Annotated in this window: 19 protein-coding genes; 8 read left to right on the plus strand and 11 right to left on the minus strand. The window is 62.7% G+C overall.

Translation table 11 applies throughout. The features are described 5' to 3' along the window. Positions 1 to 48: 48 nt before the first annotated feature. The 7 genes from ispC to rpsB all read right to left on the minus strand — a co-directional run bounded on the left by ispC (position 49) and on the right by rpsB (position 6236). Entirely contained in the window at positions 49 to 1242 is a 1194-nt protein-coding gene (gene ispC, locus R5M92_RS10000; protein WP_346795785.1) for a 1-deoxy-D-xylulose-5-phosphate reductoisomerase, read from the minus strand. Next, complete coding sequence (locus tag R5M92_RS10005; RefSeq protein ID WP_346795786.1) at positions 1239 to 2051, minus strand: phosphatidate cytidylyltransferase; 813 nt, start codon at positions 2049 to 2051, stop codon at positions 1239 to 1241. Before R5M92_RS10005 ends, ispC begins: the two co-directional genes overlap by 4 nt. After that, positions 2044 to 2832, minus strand: coding sequence for a polyprenyl diphosphate synthase (gene uppS / locus R5M92_RS10010; RefSeq protein WP_346795787.1), 789 nt, complete (start codon positions 2830 to 2832; stop codon positions 2044 to 2046). Before uppS ends, R5M92_RS10005 begins: the two co-directional genes overlap by 8 nt. Before the next feature lie 74 nt (positions 2833 to 2906). Beyond that, positions 2907 to 3464, minus strand: a complete 558-nt coding sequence (gene frr / locus R5M92_RS10015) for a ribosome recycling factor (RefSeq protein ID WP_346795788.1) — start codon at positions 3462 to 3464, stop codon at positions 2907 to 2909. 4 nt (positions 3465 to 3468) lie between these two features. Then, on the minus strand, positions 3469 to 4248 hold the full coding sequence (pyrH, locus tag R5M92_RS10020; RefSeq protein WP_346795789.1) for a UMP kinase: 780 nt from the start codon (positions 4246 to 4248) through the stop codon (positions 3469 to 3471). 125 nt (positions 4249 to 4373) lie between these two features. Beyond that, a complete protein-coding gene (gene tsf, locus R5M92_RS10025) occupies positions 4374 to 5243 on the minus strand; it encodes a translation elongation factor Ts (protein WP_346795790.1) in 870 nt (289 codons plus the stop codon). A gap of 243 nt (positions 5244 to 5486) precedes the next feature. Further along, complete coding sequence (rpsB, locus tag R5M92_RS10030) at positions 5487 to 6236, minus strand: 30S ribosomal protein S2 (RefSeq protein WP_346795791.1); 750 nt, start codon at positions 6234 to 6236, stop codon at positions 5487 to 5489. 295 nt (positions 6237 to 6531) lie between these two features. On the opposite strand from rpsB, the gene map reads away from it, so the two are divergent. The 7 genes from map to R5M92_RS10065 all read left to right on the plus strand — a co-directional run bounded on the left by map (position 6532) and on the right by R5M92_RS10065 (position 14310). Continuing rightward, complete coding sequence (map, locus tag R5M92_RS10035) at positions 6532 to 7323, plus strand: type I methionyl aminopeptidase (RefSeq protein ID WP_346795792.1); 792 nt, start codon at positions 6532 to 6534, stop codon at positions 7321 to 7323. Next, complete coding sequence (locus R5M92_RS10040; protein ID WP_346795793.1) at positions 7323 to 9998, plus strand: [protein-PII] uridylyltransferase; 2676 nt, start codon at positions 7323 to 7325, stop codon at positions 9996 to 9998. The genes map and R5M92_RS10040 overlap by 1 nt, the downstream gene beginning before the upstream one ends. A 123-nt stretch (positions 9999 to 10121) precedes the next feature. After that, a complete protein-coding gene (dapC, locus tag R5M92_RS10045) occupies positions 10122 to 11315 on the plus strand; it encodes a succinyldiaminopimelate transaminase (RefSeq protein ID WP_346799337.1) in 1194 nt (397 codons plus the stop codon). A gap of 2 nt (positions 11316 to 11317) precedes the next feature. Beyond that, a complete protein-coding gene (locus R5M92_RS10050) occupies positions 11318 to 11662 on the plus strand; it encodes a Spx/MgsR family RNA polymerase-binding regulatory protein (protein ID WP_346795794.1) in 345 nt (114 codons plus the stop codon). Positions 11663 to 11736: 74 nt separating this feature from the next. Continuing rightward, positions 11737 to 12762 carry a 2,3,4,5-tetrahydropyridine-2,6-dicarboxylate N-succinyltransferase gene (gene dapD, locus R5M92_RS10055; RefSeq protein WP_346795795.1) on the plus strand — a complete coding sequence of 342 codons (1026 nt, stop codon included), beginning with the start codon at positions 11737 to 11739 and terminating at the stop codon, positions 12760 to 12762. Beyond that, positions 12749 to 13924, plus strand: a complete 1176-nt coding sequence (gene dapE / locus R5M92_RS10060; RefSeq protein WP_346795796.1) for a succinyl-diaminopimelate desuccinylase — start codon at positions 12749 to 12751, stop codon at positions 13922 to 13924. Before dapD ends, dapE begins: the two co-directional genes overlap by 14 nt. Continuing rightward, on the plus strand, positions 13921 to 14310 hold the full coding sequence (locus R5M92_RS10065; RefSeq protein ID WP_346795797.1) for a hypothetical protein: 390 nt from the start codon (positions 13921 to 13923) through the stop codon (positions 14308 to 14310). Before dapE ends, R5M92_RS10065 begins: the two co-directional genes overlap by 4 nt. Positions 14311 to 14418: 108 nt before the next feature. On the opposite strand, the gene R5M92_RS10070 is transcribed toward R5M92_RS10065, so the two are convergent. Continuing rightward, on the minus strand, positions 14419 to 14973 hold the full coding sequence (locus R5M92_RS10070) for a cold shock domain-containing protein (RefSeq protein ID WP_346795798.1): 555 nt from the start codon (positions 14971 to 14973) through the stop codon (positions 14419 to 14421). A gap of 106 nt (positions 14974 to 15079) precedes the next feature. On the opposite strand from R5M92_RS10070, the gene R5M92_RS10075 reads away from it, so the two are divergent. After that, complete coding sequence (locus tag R5M92_RS10075; protein WP_346799338.1) at positions 15080 to 15328, plus strand: SlyX family protein; 249 nt, start codon at positions 15080 to 15082, stop codon at positions 15326 to 15328. 56 nt (positions 15329 to 15384) lie between these two features. Here the strand turns inward: R5M92_RS10075 and R5M92_RS10080 are convergent, their stop codons facing one another. From R5M92_RS10080 to mutM, 3 genes are all read right to left on the minus strand, one after another. After that, positions 15385 to 15840 (minus strand): thioesterase family protein, encoded by a 456-nt coding sequence (locus R5M92_RS10080; protein ID WP_346795799.1) that lies wholly within the window; start codon positions 15838 to 15840, stop codon positions 15385 to 15387. Positions 15841 to 15906: 66 nt separating this feature from the next. Then, positions 15907 to 17097 (minus strand): class I SAM-dependent rRNA methyltransferase, encoded by a 1191-nt coding sequence (locus R5M92_RS10085; protein ID WP_346795800.1) that lies wholly within the window; start codon positions 17095 to 17097, stop codon positions 15907 to 15909. A 54-nt stretch (positions 17098 to 17151) separates the two neighbouring features. After that, the gene (mutM, locus tag R5M92_RS10090; RefSeq protein ID WP_346795801.1) at positions 17152 to 17982 is read right to left on the minus strand and encodes a bifunctional DNA-formamidopyrimidine glycosylase/DNA-(apurinic or apyrimidinic site) lyase; all 831 of its coding nucleotides are present in this window, start codon (positions 17980 to 17982) and stop codon (positions 17152 to 17154) included. Positions 17983 to 18071: the final 89 nt, after the last annotated feature.

Below are 18071 nucleotides of genomic sequence, written 5' to 3' on the forward strand. Positions count from 1 at the left end.
TTGGCTTCCATGGCGTTGACCGAAACTGGCGTACACTGGCGCCGCGCATCATGACCTGGCTTCGAGCACGGCCTGGGCTGCCCGGCGCGCCATACGGTCGGCCTGCAGGATATTCTCCAGCGAGTCGGCCGGCACCACCGCCTGGCTCTCCATCACCTGCGCCACCACTTCGGCAATCGCCGGAAACGGCAAGCCATGTTCCAGAAAGGCTTCGACGGCGACCTCGTTGGCGGCGTTGAGAATCGCCGGTGCCGTCCCCCCGGTACGCATGGCTTCGCGAGCCAGGCGCAGACAGGGGAAAGCGGTTTCATCCGGCGCTTCGAAGTCCAGGCGCGCCACCGCGAACAGATCCAGGTCAGCAACGCCAGCATCGATCCGCTCGGGCCACGCCAGACCATAAGCGATGGGCGTACGCATGTCCGGATTGCCCAACTGGGCCAGCACCGAACCATCGTGGTACGCCGCCATCGAATGAATCACGCTTTGCGGATGCACCACGATCTGGATTTGCTCGGGCGCGGCATCGAACAGCCAGCACGCCTCGATCAACTCCAGGCCCTTGTTCATCAAGGTGGCGCTATCCACGGAAATCTTGCGCCCCATCGCCCAGTTGGGGTGCGCGCAGGCTTGCTCGGGCGTGACGTTTGCCAGTTGCTCGGGCGACCAGCCACGAAACGGCCCGCCGGAAGCGGTCAGTAGAAGCTGGGAGACACCATGGCCCTTCAGTCCACCGCGATGCTCGCGGGGTAGACATTGATAAATGGCGTTGTGTTCGGAATCGATCGGCAGCAGAACGGCGCCCGAACGGGCGACGGCATTCATGAACAGCGCCCCGCTCATCACCAGGGCTTCCTTGTTGGCCAGCAGCACCCGCTTGCCGGCTTCGACCGCCGCCAGGGTCGGCAGAAGCCCGGCGGCACCGACGATGGCCGCCATCACCACGTCGACTTCCTCGGCCTGGGCCACGTCGACCAGGGCTTCCGGCCCGGCCTCGACTCGGGTTCGTGACCCGGCCTGACCGAGCTGGTCGCGCAACCAGGCGGCATCGCTCTGTTCGTGCAGCACCGCCACGCTGGGCTCATGCACAAGGCACTGGCGCAACAGCGTCTCGCGGGAGCGATGGGCGGTCAGCGCGTATATCCGATAGCGCTGCGGATGCCGGGCAATGACGTCCAGGGTGCTGGTGCCGATGGAACCGGTCGCGCCCAGCACGGTAACGGCCTGGTGTTTCTCGGCCGTCATAGTGGCACCACCCACAGGTGGAGCAGGGCGAACAGGGGCACGGCGGCGGTCAGGCTGTCGATACGATCCATTACCCCACCATGGCCCGGCAACAGGTTGCTGGAATCCTTGATGCCGCGATGGCGCTTGAGCATGCTCTCCAGCAGATCCCCCAACACCGAGGCCAGGGTAACCACCAGCGTCACCAGCACCAGCAGGACCCCGGCGCTCACGCCGAGGCCCTGCCAGACGGCGAAGACCAACGCCAGTATCAGCGTCACCGCCATGCCGCCGTACACACCTTCCCACGACTTGCCGGGGCTGACCCGTGGCGCCAGCTTGCGCTTGCCGAAGTTGCGCCCGGCGAAGTAGGCACCGATATCGGCACCCCACACCAGCAGCAGGACGAACAGCAACCAGGCGGCACCACTGGCCTGCAGCACATTGAAACCGACCCAGGTCGGGAGCAACACCCATACTCCCATCGCCAGTCGCCGCGCAGGCGACTGCCACTGCGCGACGACGGCACTATCGGGATAGTGGGTGACCCAGTACAGATTGAGCAGCCAGCCGACGGCGGCAATCCACAGTGGCCAGCTGGCGAATGCCGCGCCACTCAGCCACATTGCCAACATCAGCAAGGTCATGGCGGCAAGGCAACCCAGGCGCGCCATGGAGCCTTGCACCCCGGCCAGGTTCGTCCACTCCCAGCTCGCCAGCAACACGATGACAGCGGTAAACAGGGCGAACAGCCCGCCATCGAGTCCAAACAGTCCCGCCAGCATCAATGGCGCCAGCCATGCGGCGGTAATGATCCGCTGTTTAAGCACCTTGGGCCTCAATCTGTTCGTCGGTCATGCCGAAGCGCCGTTTGCGCCGACAGAAATCCTCCAGTGCCCGGTCGAATGCCTCGGCATTGAAGTCCGGCCACAGCAGGGGAGAAAAATAGAGTTCGGCGTAGGCCAACTGCCACAGGGTGAAATTGGACAGCCGCTGCTCGCCACTGGTACGGATGCACAGATCCACCGGGGGCACGCTGACTCGCGCCAGCTCCGCGTCCAGCCGAGCCTCGTCGATGGCCTCCGGAAGCAGCTCGCCGGCGGCGACCTGCTGGGCCAGACGACGCGCCGCCATGGCGATATCCCACTGGCCGCCGTAGTTGGCGGCAATCACCAGGTGCATGCCGTCATTCAGTGCGGTCAGCTCTTCGGCCCGGGCAATGTGCTTCTGAATGGCGTGGGAGAACCCCTCCCGCTCACCGATGATGGTCAGCCGAATGTTGCGCTCGTGGAGCTTCTTGACCTCTCGCTTGAGCGCCATGAGGAACAGCTCCATCAAGGCATTCACTTCGGCAGCCGGACGCTTCCAGTTCTCACTGGAAAAGGCGAACAGGCTCAACGTGCCGATGCGCCGTTCGGCGGCGCGACCGATGACGCCCCGCAGCGCTTCGACACCGGCACGATGGCCACGGGCGCCGGACAAGCCGCGGGCCCGTGCCCAGCGGTTATTGCCATCCATGATGATGGCGACATGACCCGGCAACACGCCCTGGCCGCGAGCAAGGGAAAGGGCACCGTCGGGCTGCTTGTCGGGAAGCTGCGATGACGTCATGGGCTCTCGCATCAGGTGGATCGTCAGGCTCGGGAAAGGTGGCGGTCAGTGACACTCCGCCGATTCAAGGGCAATCAGACCTGCATCAGGTCGTGTTCCTTGCTTTCCAGCGCCTTGTCGATCTCGGCGATGTGCTTGTCGGTCAGTTTCTGAATGGCATCTTCACCCTGGCGCTGCTCATCCTCGGTAATCTCCTTCTCCTTGAGTAAGGACTTGAAATCGCCGTTGGCGTCACGCCGGACGTTACGCACCGCGACCCGAGCGTTTTCCGCCTCGCTACGTGCCTGCTTGATGTAGCCCTTGCGCGTCTCTTCGGTCAGCATCGGCATCGGCACGCGAATCACGTTGCCGGCGCTGGCGGGGTTCAATCCCAGGTCGGAAGTCATGATGGCCTTCTCTATCTTGGGCACCATGCCTTGTTCCCACGGCACCACGGTCAAGGTGCGTGCATCCTCGACGTTGACCGACGCCACCTGACTGAGGGGCACCTGGCTGCCGTAGTACTCCACCGTCACCGCATCCAGAATGCTCGGATGGGCACGGCCAGTACGAATCTTGTTGAAATTGCTGTGCAGGGCCTCGACGCTCTTCTGCATGCGCCCTTCTGCATCTTTCTTGATCTCGTTGATCACGTTGTTACCCTCTGTCTATCAGCGTGCCTTCCTTGCCCCCTACCACCAGGTTCAGCAGGGCGCCAGGCTTGTTCATGTCAAACACCCGCACTGGCATGTCATGGTCCCGTACTAGGCAGATGGCGGTCAAATCCATCACTCCCAGTTTCTGGTCCAGGGCGTCATCGTAGGAGAGCTGGTCATACTTGACGGCATCCGAGTACTTGACCGGATCCTTATTGTATACACCATCCACCTTGGTGGCCTTGATAACCACGTCCACGTCCACTTCGATACCGCGCAGGCAGGCGGCGGAATCGGTGGTGAAGAAGGGATTGCCGGTACCGGCGGAAAACAGTACCACATCGCCGGAGGTAAGATAGCGGATCGCCGTGCGTCGATCGTAGTGCTCGACCACGCCGCTCATGGGAATGGCCGACATCACGCGTGAGCGAATGTTGGAGCGCTCCAGTGCATCGCGCATGGCCAGGGCGTTCATCACCGTGGCCAGCATGCCCATGTGATCGCCGGTCACTCGATCCATTCCCGCTTCGCTGAGCGCGGCACCGCGGAACAGGTTGCCGCCGCCGATCACGATTCCCACCTGCACACCAATTCCCACCAGCTGGCCGATCTCGAGCGCCATGCGATCCAGTACCGCGGGATCGATGCCGAAGTCGTGCTCACCCATCAGCGCTTCGCCGGAAAGCTTGAGCAGAATACGCTTGTATTTCGATTTGGAGTTTTCCGGCTTGGCCTTGCCGGGGGCAATAGAGGCAGGGGCGGGTTGGGCATCTCGGGTCATGGCATCTCTCCTGAAGCGAGCCTGATTGCGGCGGGTCGGCCGGTGAACATGCAGATGCTCATAGGCCGGATACGCGAAGGCGTGCGCTCGCGCGCACGCCATTCGTCACACTGGAACTTATGACCTCAGCTACGGTTGGCCTGTTCCATGACTTCCTTCGCGAAGTCGACTTCTTCCTTCTCGATACCCTCGCCCACTTCAAAGCGAGTAAAGCCGATCACTTCCCCGCCAGCCGCCTTGACGAACTCGGCGATGCTCTGGTTGGGGTCCTTGACGAACGGCTGTTCGGTCAGGCTGTTCTCGGCCAGGTACTTCTTCAGGCGACCTTGAACCATTTTCTCGGCGATCTGCTCGGGCTTGCCGGCCATGTCGGGCTGCGCCAGGATGATTGCCTTCTCCTGGTCCAGCTGCTCCTGGGGCATTTCTTCCGGATGTGCCACCGCCGGGTTGATCGCGGCCACGTGCATGGCGACGTCCTTGGCGGCTTCGCTGGTGCCACCCTTGAGCACGGTCAGCACGCCGATACGGCCGCCATGGACGTATTCGCCCACCACGTTGCCTTCACCGGCATCCACGACCACGGCACGACGCACGCCGATGTTCTCGCCGATCTTCTGTACCAGCTGCTCGCGAGCGGTTTCCAGCTCACCGTCCATGACCGCGGCCACGTCTTCGCTCTTGGCGGCGAAGAAGGCATCGGCGACCTTGTCGGTAAACGCCTTGAAGTTGTCGTCGCGGGCCACGAAATCGGTTTCGCTGTTGATTTCGACCATCACGCCCACGCTGGCATCATCGGCCACGCGGGTCACCACGGCGCCTTCGGCGGCGGTGCGACCGGCTTTCTTGGCGGCCTTGAGACCTGAATTCTTGCGCAGGTTTTCGATTGCGACGTCGATATCGCCACCGGTTTCGGTGAGTGCTTTCTTGCACTCCATCATGCCGAGCCCGGTACGCTCACGCAGTTCCTTGACCTGAGAGGCACTGATAGCTGCCATGGGAATTCACCTCTGAAAGATTCTGTCTGAATTGAAAAGCGAAACTCGCTGAGCGAGCACCGAGGGGAAATGCGGGGCACTCCTCCTCGACGCCTTGCTTCAAGCGGACATACTCCAAGCGACATGGCTTAAAGCAGACATGGCTTCAAGCGGGCAAAAAGGGGGCCTTTGCCCCCTCTTCGCTTCCCGTCACTACACCAGGCGGAGCACGACGCCAGGCGGAGCACGGGAATCACCCGAGCCTTACTCGGCGGCGCTGTTTTCGGTGCCGGCTTCTTCGGATTCGGAGACTTCCACGAACTCGTCCGGACGACCTTCTTTGGCGCGACCACAAGCGTCGGCGATGGCCTTCACGTAGATCTGAATGGCACGAATGGAGTCATCGTTGCCCGGGATCACGTAGTCCACGCCATCGGGGTTGGAGTTGGTATCCACCACGCCGATGACCGGAATGCCCAGCTTGTTGGCTTCGTTGATGGCGATCCGCTCGTGGTCGACATCGATCACGAACATGGCATCGGGCAAGCCGCCCATGTTCTTGATACCGCCGATGGAGCGCTCGAGCTTTTCCTGCTCACGAGTGGCCATCAGGACTTCTTTCTTGGTCAGCTTCTCGAAGGTACCGTCTTCGCGCATGGTTTCGAGGTCGCGCAGACGCTTGATGGACTGACGGATGGTCTTGTAGTTGGTCAACATGCCGCCGAGCCAGCGATGATTGACGAACGGCTGACCCACACGATTAGCTTCTTCCTTGATGATCTTGCTGGCGCTGCGCTTGGTACCAACGAACATGATCTTGTTGTTGGTCGCGGCCATTTTCTCCACCACGTCGATCGCTTCGTTCAGCGCCGGCAGGGTGTGCTCAAGGTTGATGATGTGGATCTTGTTGCGTGCACCGAAGATGAACTTGCCCATCTTCGGATTCCAGTACTTGGTCTGGTGACCGAAGTGAGCGCCTGCCTTGAGCAGGTCACGCATATTGACGTGTGCCATGGATGACTCCTGAACTATCGGGTTAGGCCTCCACGCACCCCATGGATCCGACCACTCGATCGACTCGACCAGAGCGGCACCCGGGACCATGTGTCGGTGCATGTGTGTTTTCAAGGCGTTACTATCATGGTTGTCACTTCCCACCGCCACGACACGGGGCTACCCTAGGCGAACAGCTTGCACAGGTGGCGATTGCAGGAAAGCGCGCGGCTTTATACCATATATCATTGCCAAGATGAAGCGGCATTCCTTCGCCGCCACCATTCTCACCTACCGAATTCCATATCGAGACTGCATGAACGTTCCTATCAAAACGCCTGCTGAAATTGAAAAGATGCGTGAAGCCGGCCGTCAGGCAGCCAGCGTCATCGAAATGATCACGCCCCATGTACAGGCGGGCATCAGTACCGGTGAGATCGACCGCCTGTGCCACGACTATATCGTCAACGAGTTGGGCTCGACCCCGGCGCCGCTGAACTACCACGGCTTTCCCAAGGCGACCTGCACCTCGATCAACCATGTGGTATGCCACGGTATACCCGACGACGCCAAGCAGTTGAAGAAAGGCGACATCATGAACCTGGATATCACCGTGAAGACCGCCGATGGTTACTACGGCGATTCCAGCGTGATGTTCGTGGTCGATACCAACATCCAGGGCGAGCGTCTTTCGCGCATCACCCAGGAGTGTCTGTACAAGAGCATCGCCCACATCAAGCCGGGGGTACGGCTTTCCGAGCTGGCACGGGTCATCCAGCAGCATGCCGAAGCCAACGGCTATTCGGTGGTTCGCGACTTCTGCGGCCACGGCATCGGCAGCGAATTCCACGAGGAGCCGCAGATTCTCCATTACGACGGTTATGCCCCCGAAGCGGATGTCGAACTCGCCGCCGGCATGTGCTTCACCATCGAACCGATGATCAACGTGGGCGGCTACAAGACCAAGGTGCTGCGCGACGGCTGGACCGCGGTGACCAAGGATCGCAGCCTGTCGGCTCAATGGGAGCATACCCTGCTCGTCACCGACGACGGCGTCGAGGTCCTCACCGCGCGCAGCGATGAAGACTTCAGCTTCCTCGATCGCTGATGCTTCTCCACCATTACCGCTTCGTGGCCGATGAAACGCTGTTCGATTTCGACAGCTTTCGCCAGGAGCTTGCCGGCAGCCGTTCGCCAATCGCCCCCTTCAAGGCCGCACTGCGCGACATCCAGATGCGCCTGGATGAGCGTTTTCGCAACGGCGCCGATATTCGCGCCCTGGTCCATGGGCGCGCCTGGTGCCTGGACCGCCTGCTGGCCATCGCCTGGGAGCAGCATGACTGGCCCGACGACGGTGTGGCGCTGCTGGCGGTAGGCGGCTACGGGCGTGGCGAACTGCACCCCCACTCCGATGTCGACTTGCTGCTGCTGCTGCGCCACGACGATGACACACCCTATCGCGAACCGCTTACGGCTTTCATCACCTTCCTCTGGGATATCGGCCTGGAGATAGGCCATAGCGTGCGTTCGCTTGCCGACTGCGAGCGGGAAGCCGAGGCCGACGTCACGGTCATCACCAACCTGCTGGAGTCGCGCCTGATAGCCGGCACTCAGGACTTGCGCGAGGCGATGCGCGAGCGCATCGACAGCAGCCGCATCTGGCCCTCGGACCGCTTTTTCGAAGCCAAGTGGCAAGAGCAGATTGCGCGCCACTACCGCTACAACAACTCAGAATACCATCTGGAACCCAACCTCAAGAGTTCCCCCGGCGGACTACGTGATATCCAGATGATCGGCTGGGTGGCCAAGCGTCATTTCGGCACCGAGCGTTACGAGGATATCGTCGCCAGCGGTTTCATGAACGATGCCGAGCTGCGCATCCTCAGCCAGGGCCAGGCTTTCCTGTGGCAGGTGCGCTACGCCCTGCACATGCTTACCGACCGCGCCGAGGATCGTTTGCTGTTCGATCATCAGCGCACCATTGCCGAAATGTTCGGTTTTCGCGACACTCCCGAGCGTCTGGCGGTCGAGCAGTTCATGAAGCGCTACTACCGCCATGTGACCGCCCTGGCCGGGCTCAATGACATGCTGCTGCAGCACTTCGACGAAGTCATCCTGCGGCGCTCGGAGTCCCTTGCCACCGTCAAGCTCAACGAGCGCTTCGAGACCAAGGGCGGCTATATCCAGGTACGTTCGCGCAACCTGTTTCGCGAACGTCCAGCGGCCATGCTGGAGCTGTTTCTGCTCATGTCCCGGCACCCGGAAATCGAGGGGGTGCGCGCCGACACCATCCGCCTGATTCGCGATCATCGCCACCACATCGACGATCATTACCGCGACGACCCGCGCCATCAGCGCCTGTTCATGGCCTTGCTGCGTTCCACCGGCAACGTGCCCCGCCAGTTGCGCCGCATGAACCGTTACGGCGTGCTGGGCAAGTACCTGCCGGAATTCGGCCGGGCGGTCGGCCTGATGCAGCACGACCTGTTTCACATCTATACCGTGGATGCGCATACGCTGCGACTGCTCAAATGCATCCACCGGTTTCGCCACCCTCTGGCCAAGGAGGAGTTCCCGGTCGCGGCCCAGCTCATCCACCAGCTGCCCAAACTGGAGATTCTGTGGATCGCCGGGCTTTTCCACGATATCGGCAAGGGGCGTGGTGGCGACCATTCGTTGATCGGCGCCCGCGATGTGGAGCACTTCTGCCACCGCCACCACGTCCCGGCCCACGACACTCGCCTGGTAAGCTGGCTTGTGGAGCATCACCTGGCGATGTCGATGACCGCCCAGAAGCGCGATATCACCGACCCCGATGTGATTCGTGATTTCGCCCGCACCGTGCGCGACGAGAGCCGACTGGATTATCTCTATGTCCTGACCGTCGCCGACATCAATGCCACCAACCCCACCTTGTGGAACGGCTGGCGAGCCTCGCTGCTGCGCCAGCTGTACACCGAAACCAAACGCGCCCTGCGCCGTGGCCTCAACAACCCGCCCGAACGCGACGACTGGGTTCGCGAGACGCGTGCCGAGGCACGCTCGCTGCTGTTGACCATTGGCATCGACAGCCAGCAGATAGACAAGCTGTGGGATTCACTCGGCGAGGACTACTTTCTGCAGTACGCGCCCAGCGAGATCGTCTGGCAGACCCAGGGCATTCTCGCCCACCGGGAATCGCCGCTGCCGCTGGTGTTGATCAGCGCTCCCACCAGCGACATGGCCGAAGGCGGCACCAAGGTCTTCATCCATACGCGCTCGGTGGATGACCTGTTCGCCGCGACGGCCGCGGCCATGGAGCAACTGGGCCTGTCGATTCACGATGCACGCATCGCCACGTCCAACAACGACTGGACACTCAACACCTTCATCGTGCTGGATGACCAGGGCCAGGCCATCCGTGACCCGGCACGAATCGAGGAGATGCATCGTCACCTGGTCGAGGAGCTCGACGACCCCGATGACTACCCCCAGATCGTCACCCGGCACACCCCGCGTCAGCTCAAGCACTTCAAGGTGCCTACCGAAGTGCTCATCGAGCAGGACCCGGCCAACGAACGCACGCTACTGGAACTCACCGCGCCCGACCGCCCCGGGCTGCTGGCCCGGGTGGGGCAGATCTTCATGGAACAGGATATCGCCCTGTCCGCCGCCAAGATCGCCACGCTGGGAGAACGGGTCGAGGACGTGTTCTTCATTACCACCAAGGCCGGCGAACCCTTGACCGACCCCGAGCGCCAGCAGCAGCTGCGGGAAAGGCTGATAGAAGTCCTGGGAGTCTAGGCCACCTCCCGGTTCGGTTTGAGGCCGAGCCGGGGCTTGCCTATAATCGGCGGCCTGGCTGGGCACGACGACTCGACACCGCCCCATACGCATAACGACGCCGGCTCACGGCGCTGGACACCCATGAATCCTGATCTCGACGCCCTGCACCCGTATCCCTTTGAAAAGCTGGCCGCCCTTTACGCCGGGCTGACACCGCCGACGGGCATGACAAAGATTCCATTGACCATCGGCGAACCGCAGCACGCGCCTTACCCGGCGGCACTTGACGCGCTGGTGGCTCACAAGGAGCAGATGGCCCGCTACCCGGCCACCGCCGGCCTGCCCATGCTGCGCCAAACCATTGCCGAGTGGGCGACACGGCGCTTCCACTTGCAGGAGCTGGACGCCGAACGCCAGGTACTGCCGGTCAACGGCACACGAGAGGCGATCTTCGCCTTTGTTCAGGCGGCGCTGGATCGCACCCGACCGGCCAAGGTTGCGGTTCCCAACCCCTTCTACCAGATCTACGAAGGCGCCACGCTGCTTGCCGGTGGCGAGCCGCTGTATCTTGCCTGCACGGCGGAAACCGGCTTTCGTCCGGATTTCGCCGCCGTGTCCGCCGCCACCTGGCAGGATGTGCAAGTGGTCTTCATCTGTTCGCCGGGCAACCCCACCGGCGCCGTGACGCCCGTGGCCGAGTTCAAGCGCCTGATTCAGCTTGCCGACGAGCATGATTTCATCATCGCTTCGGACGAGTGCTATGCGGAGCTCTATGTGGACGAAGCGGCGCCGCCTCCGGGACTGCTGCAGGCGTGCGCCGAGCTCGGCCGCCACGATTACCGCCGCTGTCTGGTCTTTCACTCGCTCTCCAAGCGCTCCAACCTGCCGGGGCTGCGCTCGGGTTTCGTCGCCGGCGACGCCGCGCTGATCGCGCCGTTCAAGCGCTATCGCACCTATCACGGCTGCGCCATGTCCCTGCCGGTGCAGCACGCTTCCATCGCCGCCTGGCAGGATGAACAACATGTTCGGGCCAACCGCGACGCCTACCGGGAGAAATTCAGCTCGGTGACCGCGGAACTCGCCCCGGTGCTGGACTTCCCCGCTCCCGAGGCCAGTTTTTACCTGTGGCCCGCCGTTCCCGGGGGAGATGACGAGGCGTTTGCCCGGCAGCTGTATCAAGAGGCCCATGTCAGCGTACTGCCGGGCTCCTACATGGGCCGGCAGGTCAACGGCCACAATCCCGGCGCCGGACGCATACGCCTGGCCCTGGTGGCGGAAGTCGATGCCACGGTGGCGGCCGCACGCCGCATTCGCCAACTCATCGAAAGGAGTTAACGATGCTGACTCTCTATACCATCAAGACCTGCGATACCTGCCGCAAGGCCAAGAAGGCGCTGGAAAGCAAGGGCCTGCCCTTCCAGACTCATGACTTGCGCGAAGACGGGCTTTCCGCCAGCTTGCTGGAGCACTTTCTCGAACATGTGCCGGTACTGGCACTGGTCAACAAGCGCAGCAAGACCTGGCGCGACCTGCCTGCACAGGCCAAGGAGAACCTGGACGCCAATTCCGCGCGCGAATTGATGCTGGCCAATCCCACCCTGCTCAAACGCCCCCTGCTGGATACTGGCGAGGAGATACGGATCGGCTTTCGCGAAGGCGACTACGACAACCTGCACGGCTGAGCGGCTGTCCCGCGACTCGGCTCTCAGCGACACCATACGTAACGACATCTTTCACAAACACAGGACACTGAATCATGCTGAGCTTTGCGCTTGGAATCGGCACCCAGAACACCCAGGGCGACTGGCTGGAAATCTACTACCCCCAACCCCTGCTCGAGCCCGAAGAGAGTCTGGTCAGTGCCGCCAGGGAAGCGCTGGACGCCGGGCAAGGCAATGCCACCGTCAGTTTTCTCCCGGAGCAGTGCGCCGCCCTAGCCAAGGCCCTGGAAGCGGCGGGACACAGCGAGCAGGCGGAACTCGCCGAGGCACTGGCGTCGAGCAAGCGTCCCCTGGTGGCGATGTTCCTGGAGACCGACATGGCGCCCAAGAGCGTGGCGGAGGTCTACCTCAAGCTCCATTTGCTGTCGCACCGCCTGGTCAAGCCCCATGGCCTGGATCTTACCGGCATGTTCGGCCTGCTGCGTAACATCGCCTGGACCAACGAGGGTGCCATCGACATCGAGGAGCTTCCCGCCCGGCGCCTGAAGGCCCGCCTGGAAGGCCGCGCGTTCTCCGTCGATTGCGTCGACAAGTTCCCCAAGATGACCGACTACGTGGTGCCCGGCGGCATTCGTATCGGCGATACCAGCCGGGTGCGCCTGGGCGCCTATCTGGGCGAAGGCACCACGGTGATGCACGAAGGCTTTGTTAACTTCAACGCTGGCACCGAAGGCCCTGGCATGATCGAAGGGCGTATCTCCGCCGGCGTTATGGTGGGTAAAGGCTCAGATCTCGGCGGCGGCTGCTCCACCATGGGCACGCTCTCCGGCGGCGGCAACATCGTCATCAAGGTGGGCGAAGGTTGCTTGATCGGCGCCAATGCCGGCATCGGCATTCCCTTGGGCGACCGCTGCACGGTGGAGGCCGGGCTCTACATCACCGCCGGCGCCAAGGTCACGGTACTGGACGACCAGGGCCAGGAAGTCGATACCGTGAGCGCCCGCGAACTGGCCGGTCAGAGCGACCTGCTGCTGCGGCGCAATTCGCAGAACGGCCGCATCGAGTGCCTGACCAACAAGAGCGCCGTGGCCCTCAACGAGGCGCTGCATGCCCATAACTGAGTCCGACGATCTCTCACCGACGCTGGCCCTGGCCTTCGAGCTGTTACGGCGCCCGTCGGTCACGCCCGATGACGAAGGCTGCCAGGCGCTGCTGATAGAGCGCCTGGAGCGTCTGGGTTTCCATGTGGAGCAGCTGCCGTTCGGCGATGTGAAGAACTTCTGGGCGGTACGCGGCCATCACGGCCCGGTGCTGGCCTTCGCCGGGCACACCGATGTCGTGCCCAGCGGCCCTCACACCAACTGGGAATTCCCGCCGTTCACCCCCTGCATCGACGACCAGGGCATGCTGTGCGGACGCGGCGCGGCCGACATGAAAGGCAGCCTGGCGGCAATGGTCACGGCGGTGGAGCGTTTCTTGAGCGACTACCCGGACCACGATGGCCGCATTGCCTTCCTCATCACCTCCGATGAAGAAGGCCCGGCGGTGGATGGCACCCGCGCCGTGGTCGAGCACCTGCGCGAGCGCCATGAGCGCCTGGATTACTGCATCGTCGGCGAGCCTTCCTCCACCGACGTGCTCGGTGACGTGATCAAGAACGGTCGCCGTGGCTCGCTGGGTGGCATTCTGCATCTCAAGGGGGTCCAGGGCCACGTGGCCTACCCGCACTTGGCGCGCAACCCGATCCACCAGGCGCTCCCGGCACTCGATGCACTGGTCAACGAGCACTGGGACGAAGGCAACGACTTCTTTCCCGCCACCAGCTTCCAGGTTTCCAATATCCGCGCCGGTACCGGGGCGACCAACGTGATTCCCGGCGAAGTGGAAGTGGTATTCAATTTCCGCTTCTCCACCGAAGTCACCCACTTGCAGTTGCGTGAACGGACCCAGGCGATCCTGGACGGCTTCGGTCTGGAGTACCATATCGACTGGACGCTCAATGGCGAGCCATTCCTCACCGCCGAGGGTGCGCTGGTCGAAGCCTCCCTCGCCGGTGTGGAGGAAGTGCTCGGCAGGCGCCCGCAGCTTTCCACCAGCGGCGGCACCTCCGATGGGCGCTTCATTGCCACCCTCGGCGCTCAGGTGGTGGAGCTCGGGCCGCTGAACGCCACCATCCACAAGGTCAACGAGCGCGTACTCGCCAGCGACCTGGACGAGTTGAGCCAGGTCTACGAAGCGGTCCTGCGCCACCTGTTCGTTTCACCCGCCGGTTCGAGGTCATGATGCAACGCTACCCGGATATCGAGATTTACCTGGCCAAGGCGCGTCTCGACGACCTCAATGCCTGGCTGGCCACCATTCTGGATGCCCCGCCACTGACGCCCGCCGGCAAGGACAAGTGGAAGACCGAAGGTCGCTGCCAGGGCGAGCGCATCCCCGTGCTGCTGGTGGAGCAGATCGCCGACGGCTTTTCCAGCCTGTGGTTCGACAGTGGCGACAGCCCCTGGATCACCGACCAGGATTGCGCCCAGCAGGCGGCCGAACGGCTGGGCGTGGAAGTCCGCTGCTCACTGGGCGGCTGGCATCCTGGAGACGATCCGGACCGCTTCTGGCAGGTGTTTCCCGACGGCCGAGAAGGTCCGGTCGAGTGGCCGGATTCGGGGCGCTAGTCGCTAGGGTGTGTACGAAAGTCGGCGAGCGCAGGCAGTTCGTGCAAAGCCTAGAAAGCAATCGGCCCCGCCAAGGCGGGGCCGATTATCGGGTCACGAGTCGCTGACTCACTCGATGATGCTGACATCATCGGCCTGCAGGCCACGCTCGTTCTTGATCACATGGTAGCGCACGATCTGGCCTTCGGTGAGCATGCGATTGCCGCGCCCACGAATGGCACGAAAGTGAACGAACACATCATCCCCGTTATCCCGGGTAATGAAACCGTAACCCTTATTGGTGTTGAACCACTTCACTTCTCCCTCTTCGCGACCGTCGTTCGGGTCGATCGTGTCATCGTCATCCCACTGCTCGTTCTGCAGATGGGTATCGGCCTGGCCAGGCACTTGATCGGGGCCGGATTTCTGCGGCACCACTCGCGCTTCCGCCATTGGCGCCGGGGCCATGATGGAGACCGTCAGAGTAGCGACCAGCAGCAGCAGAAATACGCCGAAGGCCACGGTCAAATAACTCCCCAGTACACCGCTGACCGCTACCGCACCCAACCACTGCTCGGCCAGGAAGCCATCGGTCACGTGAACCATTGCCGCCAGCACCAGCGGTGCCGGCGCGGCCAGGAGTAAACTAATCAATACACAGCGAAACACAGCTTTTGGATTCATGGATGGTAAAAGCTCTCTTGTTGTAGCAATAACAGACGAAGGACAATACCCAGCTTATCAGGTTCGACAAGACCGGACATAACACATAAGGTTGCAATGTTACATGATGAACCAGGATTTTTCGCCTGCCGAGCTCGATACCCGTCTAGAGGCGCTGGAAAGCCGCATCGCTTACCAGGAACACTGGCTGGACACGCTGGATCAGGCCGTGGCCCAGCAGGAAAGACGGCTGGAACGTCTCGAGCAGCTCAGTGCCTTGATGCAGCACCGCCTGCGCGAACAGCAGCAGGCCTGGCAGGATAACAATGCCAATGCGACACCCCGACCCGAAGACGAAGTGCCGCCGCACTACTGAGCATTTCACTACATCCGCCTGGCAGGTGTCACTGCGAACGCGCCAGGCATGGGCGTTCAGCCAGCGTCGTTCGCTTCCGCTACCACGGCGCTGCCGTAGATGTCGCGATACTCGTCGGGCAAGCGCTTGGGTCGACCACTGGAGAGAGCAATACAGGCAAAGCGGGTACGCGCCCGAAGCAGGGTCCTGCCATCTTGCGGGCGCAGCAGCTGAAAGCGCCGGGTGAGACTCAGTCGGCCGTCACACTCGACGATCCAGGTCGCCAGGCGCAGCTGGTCGCCGGCATGGGCCGGTGCCAGGTAATCCAGCTCATGGCGATGCACGGCCATCGCACGATCGAGCTCACGGTAACGCGCGAGATCCAGGCCGAGCGCGGCGGAATGTGCCCAGCTGACCTGCTCGACCCAGCGCAGATACTCACTGTTGTTGACGTGGCGATAGGCATCTATCGCGGCGTCCTGCACCGTGATATCCAGCACGAATGGGTCCGGTAAATCCCATGACGGTGACATATTCGGCTCCTTGCATCGGCGACTTCCCGCCGCCCCGTCGCCAGACGTAAGCGGCCCGGTACGGCTTCAGTCGCGGAAGACCCTTACGCCCAGCGCCTTCAGGTAAGAGGTTTCGGGAATCGCCGGGTGAACCGGATGATCCGGTCCCTGGTGCCCCTGGAAAATTACCTGCCCATGACGATCCTGATGGCGCACCGCGCCGCGTACCACATCCACCAGGCGCTCCGGCGCCAGATGCATCGAGCACGACGCCGACAGCAGCAGGCCGTCGCGCCCCAGCAGGCGCATCGCCTCACGGTTCAGGCGGGCGTAGGCACGCTCGCCGTTGGGGATATCCTTGCGCTTCTTGATGAAGGCGGGCGGGTCGAGGACGATCACGTCGAACTGCTCGCCATCGGCCTTCAAGGCAGCCAGGGCCTCGAAAGCATCCGCCTCGCCCACCGCCACCTGCTCATGTAGACCGTTCAGCGCGGCATTATACGCGACCTGTTCCAGCGCTTTGGCCGAGGAATCGATACACAGCACCTCAGAAGCCCCGTGGGCCGCCGCCTGGATTCCCCAGCCGCCGACATAGCTGAAAACGTCCAGCACGCGCTTGCCCGCCACCTGGCCGTTGAGCCAGGCGCGGTTGATGCGATGGTCGAAAAACCAGCCGGTCTTCTGGCCGCTCAGCACGGGCACGGCAAAGCGCACACCGTTCTCCTCCAGCAGCACCTCTTCGGGCAAGGTTCCCTTGACCACTTCCACCTGGGACTCCAGGCCCTCCTGGCGGCGGCCGCCGGTATCGTTGCGGAAGACGATCACCTCGGGGCTCAACACCTTTTCCAGGGCATCGACGATCTCGTCGGCCAGTGCCTGCATGCCGGCGGTGTTGAGCTGCACGACCAGGACATCGCCGAAACGGTCGATCACCAGCCCCGGCAACAGGTCGCCTTCGCCATGGATCAAGCGATAGAACGGCGCATCGAACAGTTGCTTGCGCAATGCCAGCGCCTGGTTGAAGCGATGCACGAACAACGACCGATCCAGGCGCATGGCTGGATCGCGCGACATGACACGGGCGCAGATCAGCGAATGCGGGTTGACATAAGCCACGCCCAGCGTCTTGCCGTTGGACGCCTCCACCAGGGCCGCCTCGCCGCCCTCGAAGACTTTCAGGGGCGTCGCTTCGGTATCCACTTCATTGGAGTAGATCCACAGGTGCCCGGCTTTCAGGCGGCGGTCGGCATTCTTTTTCAGGCGCAGACGTTGAGTCACGACAATCTCCACAAACAGTCGGTTGGGCGAAAAAGTTGGTTGGGCGCCGGCAGGTCAGTGCTGGCAGCCGGGGCAGAACACACTGGCACGTTGGCCGAGCGCTACCCGTTTAAGTTCACGACCGCACTGGTGACACGGCTGGCCGTGACGACCATAGACGTTCAGGCGTTGGGCGAAGTAACCAGGCTCGCCCGTGCCGCTGACGAAATCCCTCAGCGTCGTCCCGCCCTGGGTGATCGCCGCCGCCAGCACGTCGCGTGACGCCTGAGCCAGGAGCTCGTAACGGGCCAGCGAGATACGCCCTGCGGCGCGGCGGGGATCGATCCCCGCCATGTACAGGGCTTCGGAGGCATAGATATTGCCCACCCCCACCACCACGGCGTTATCCATCAGAAAGGGTTTCACCGCCATGCGACGACCGCGTGACAATTGATACAACCGATTGCCGTCGAAGGCCGGGGAAAGCGGCTCCGGCCCCAGGTGAGCCAGCCGCTTGTCGTCATGTTCGCCGCCCTGGAGCCAATCCACGAAGCCGAAGCGACGAGGATCGTGGTAGCGCAACACGTGGCCGTTATCGAACACCACATCGACATGATCGTGCTTGCGCGGCAGCTCACCGAGCCGGGCAATACGCAGGCTACCCGACATGCCCAGGTGCCAGAGCAGTGTGGCGCTAGCGCCACCGGCCTGCTCAACGGGGATCAGCAGGTACTTGGCGCGTCGGGCAAGAGGGCCGACTCGGGCACCGATCAGCCGCTGGTCCAGATCAAGGGGCACCGGCACCCGCAGGCGCCACTGGCGCACCAGGACTTCGGTAATCTCGGCACCTTCCAGATAGGGGGCGATGCCACGGCGCGTGGTCTCGACTTCGGGCAGCTCGGGCATGATGAATCGCTCGACTCAGGTCATCGTTGTCGGTCAGTGCAAACCACACGCAAGAACCCGGCGGCAGCCGGGTTCTTGGACAGGCACTC

Source organism: Halomonas sp. Bachu 37 (assembly GCF_039691755.1).
GTDB classification, from domain to species: Bacteria; Pseudomonadota; Gammaproteobacteria; order Pseudomonadales; family Halomonadaceae; genus Vreelandella; species Vreelandella kashgarensis.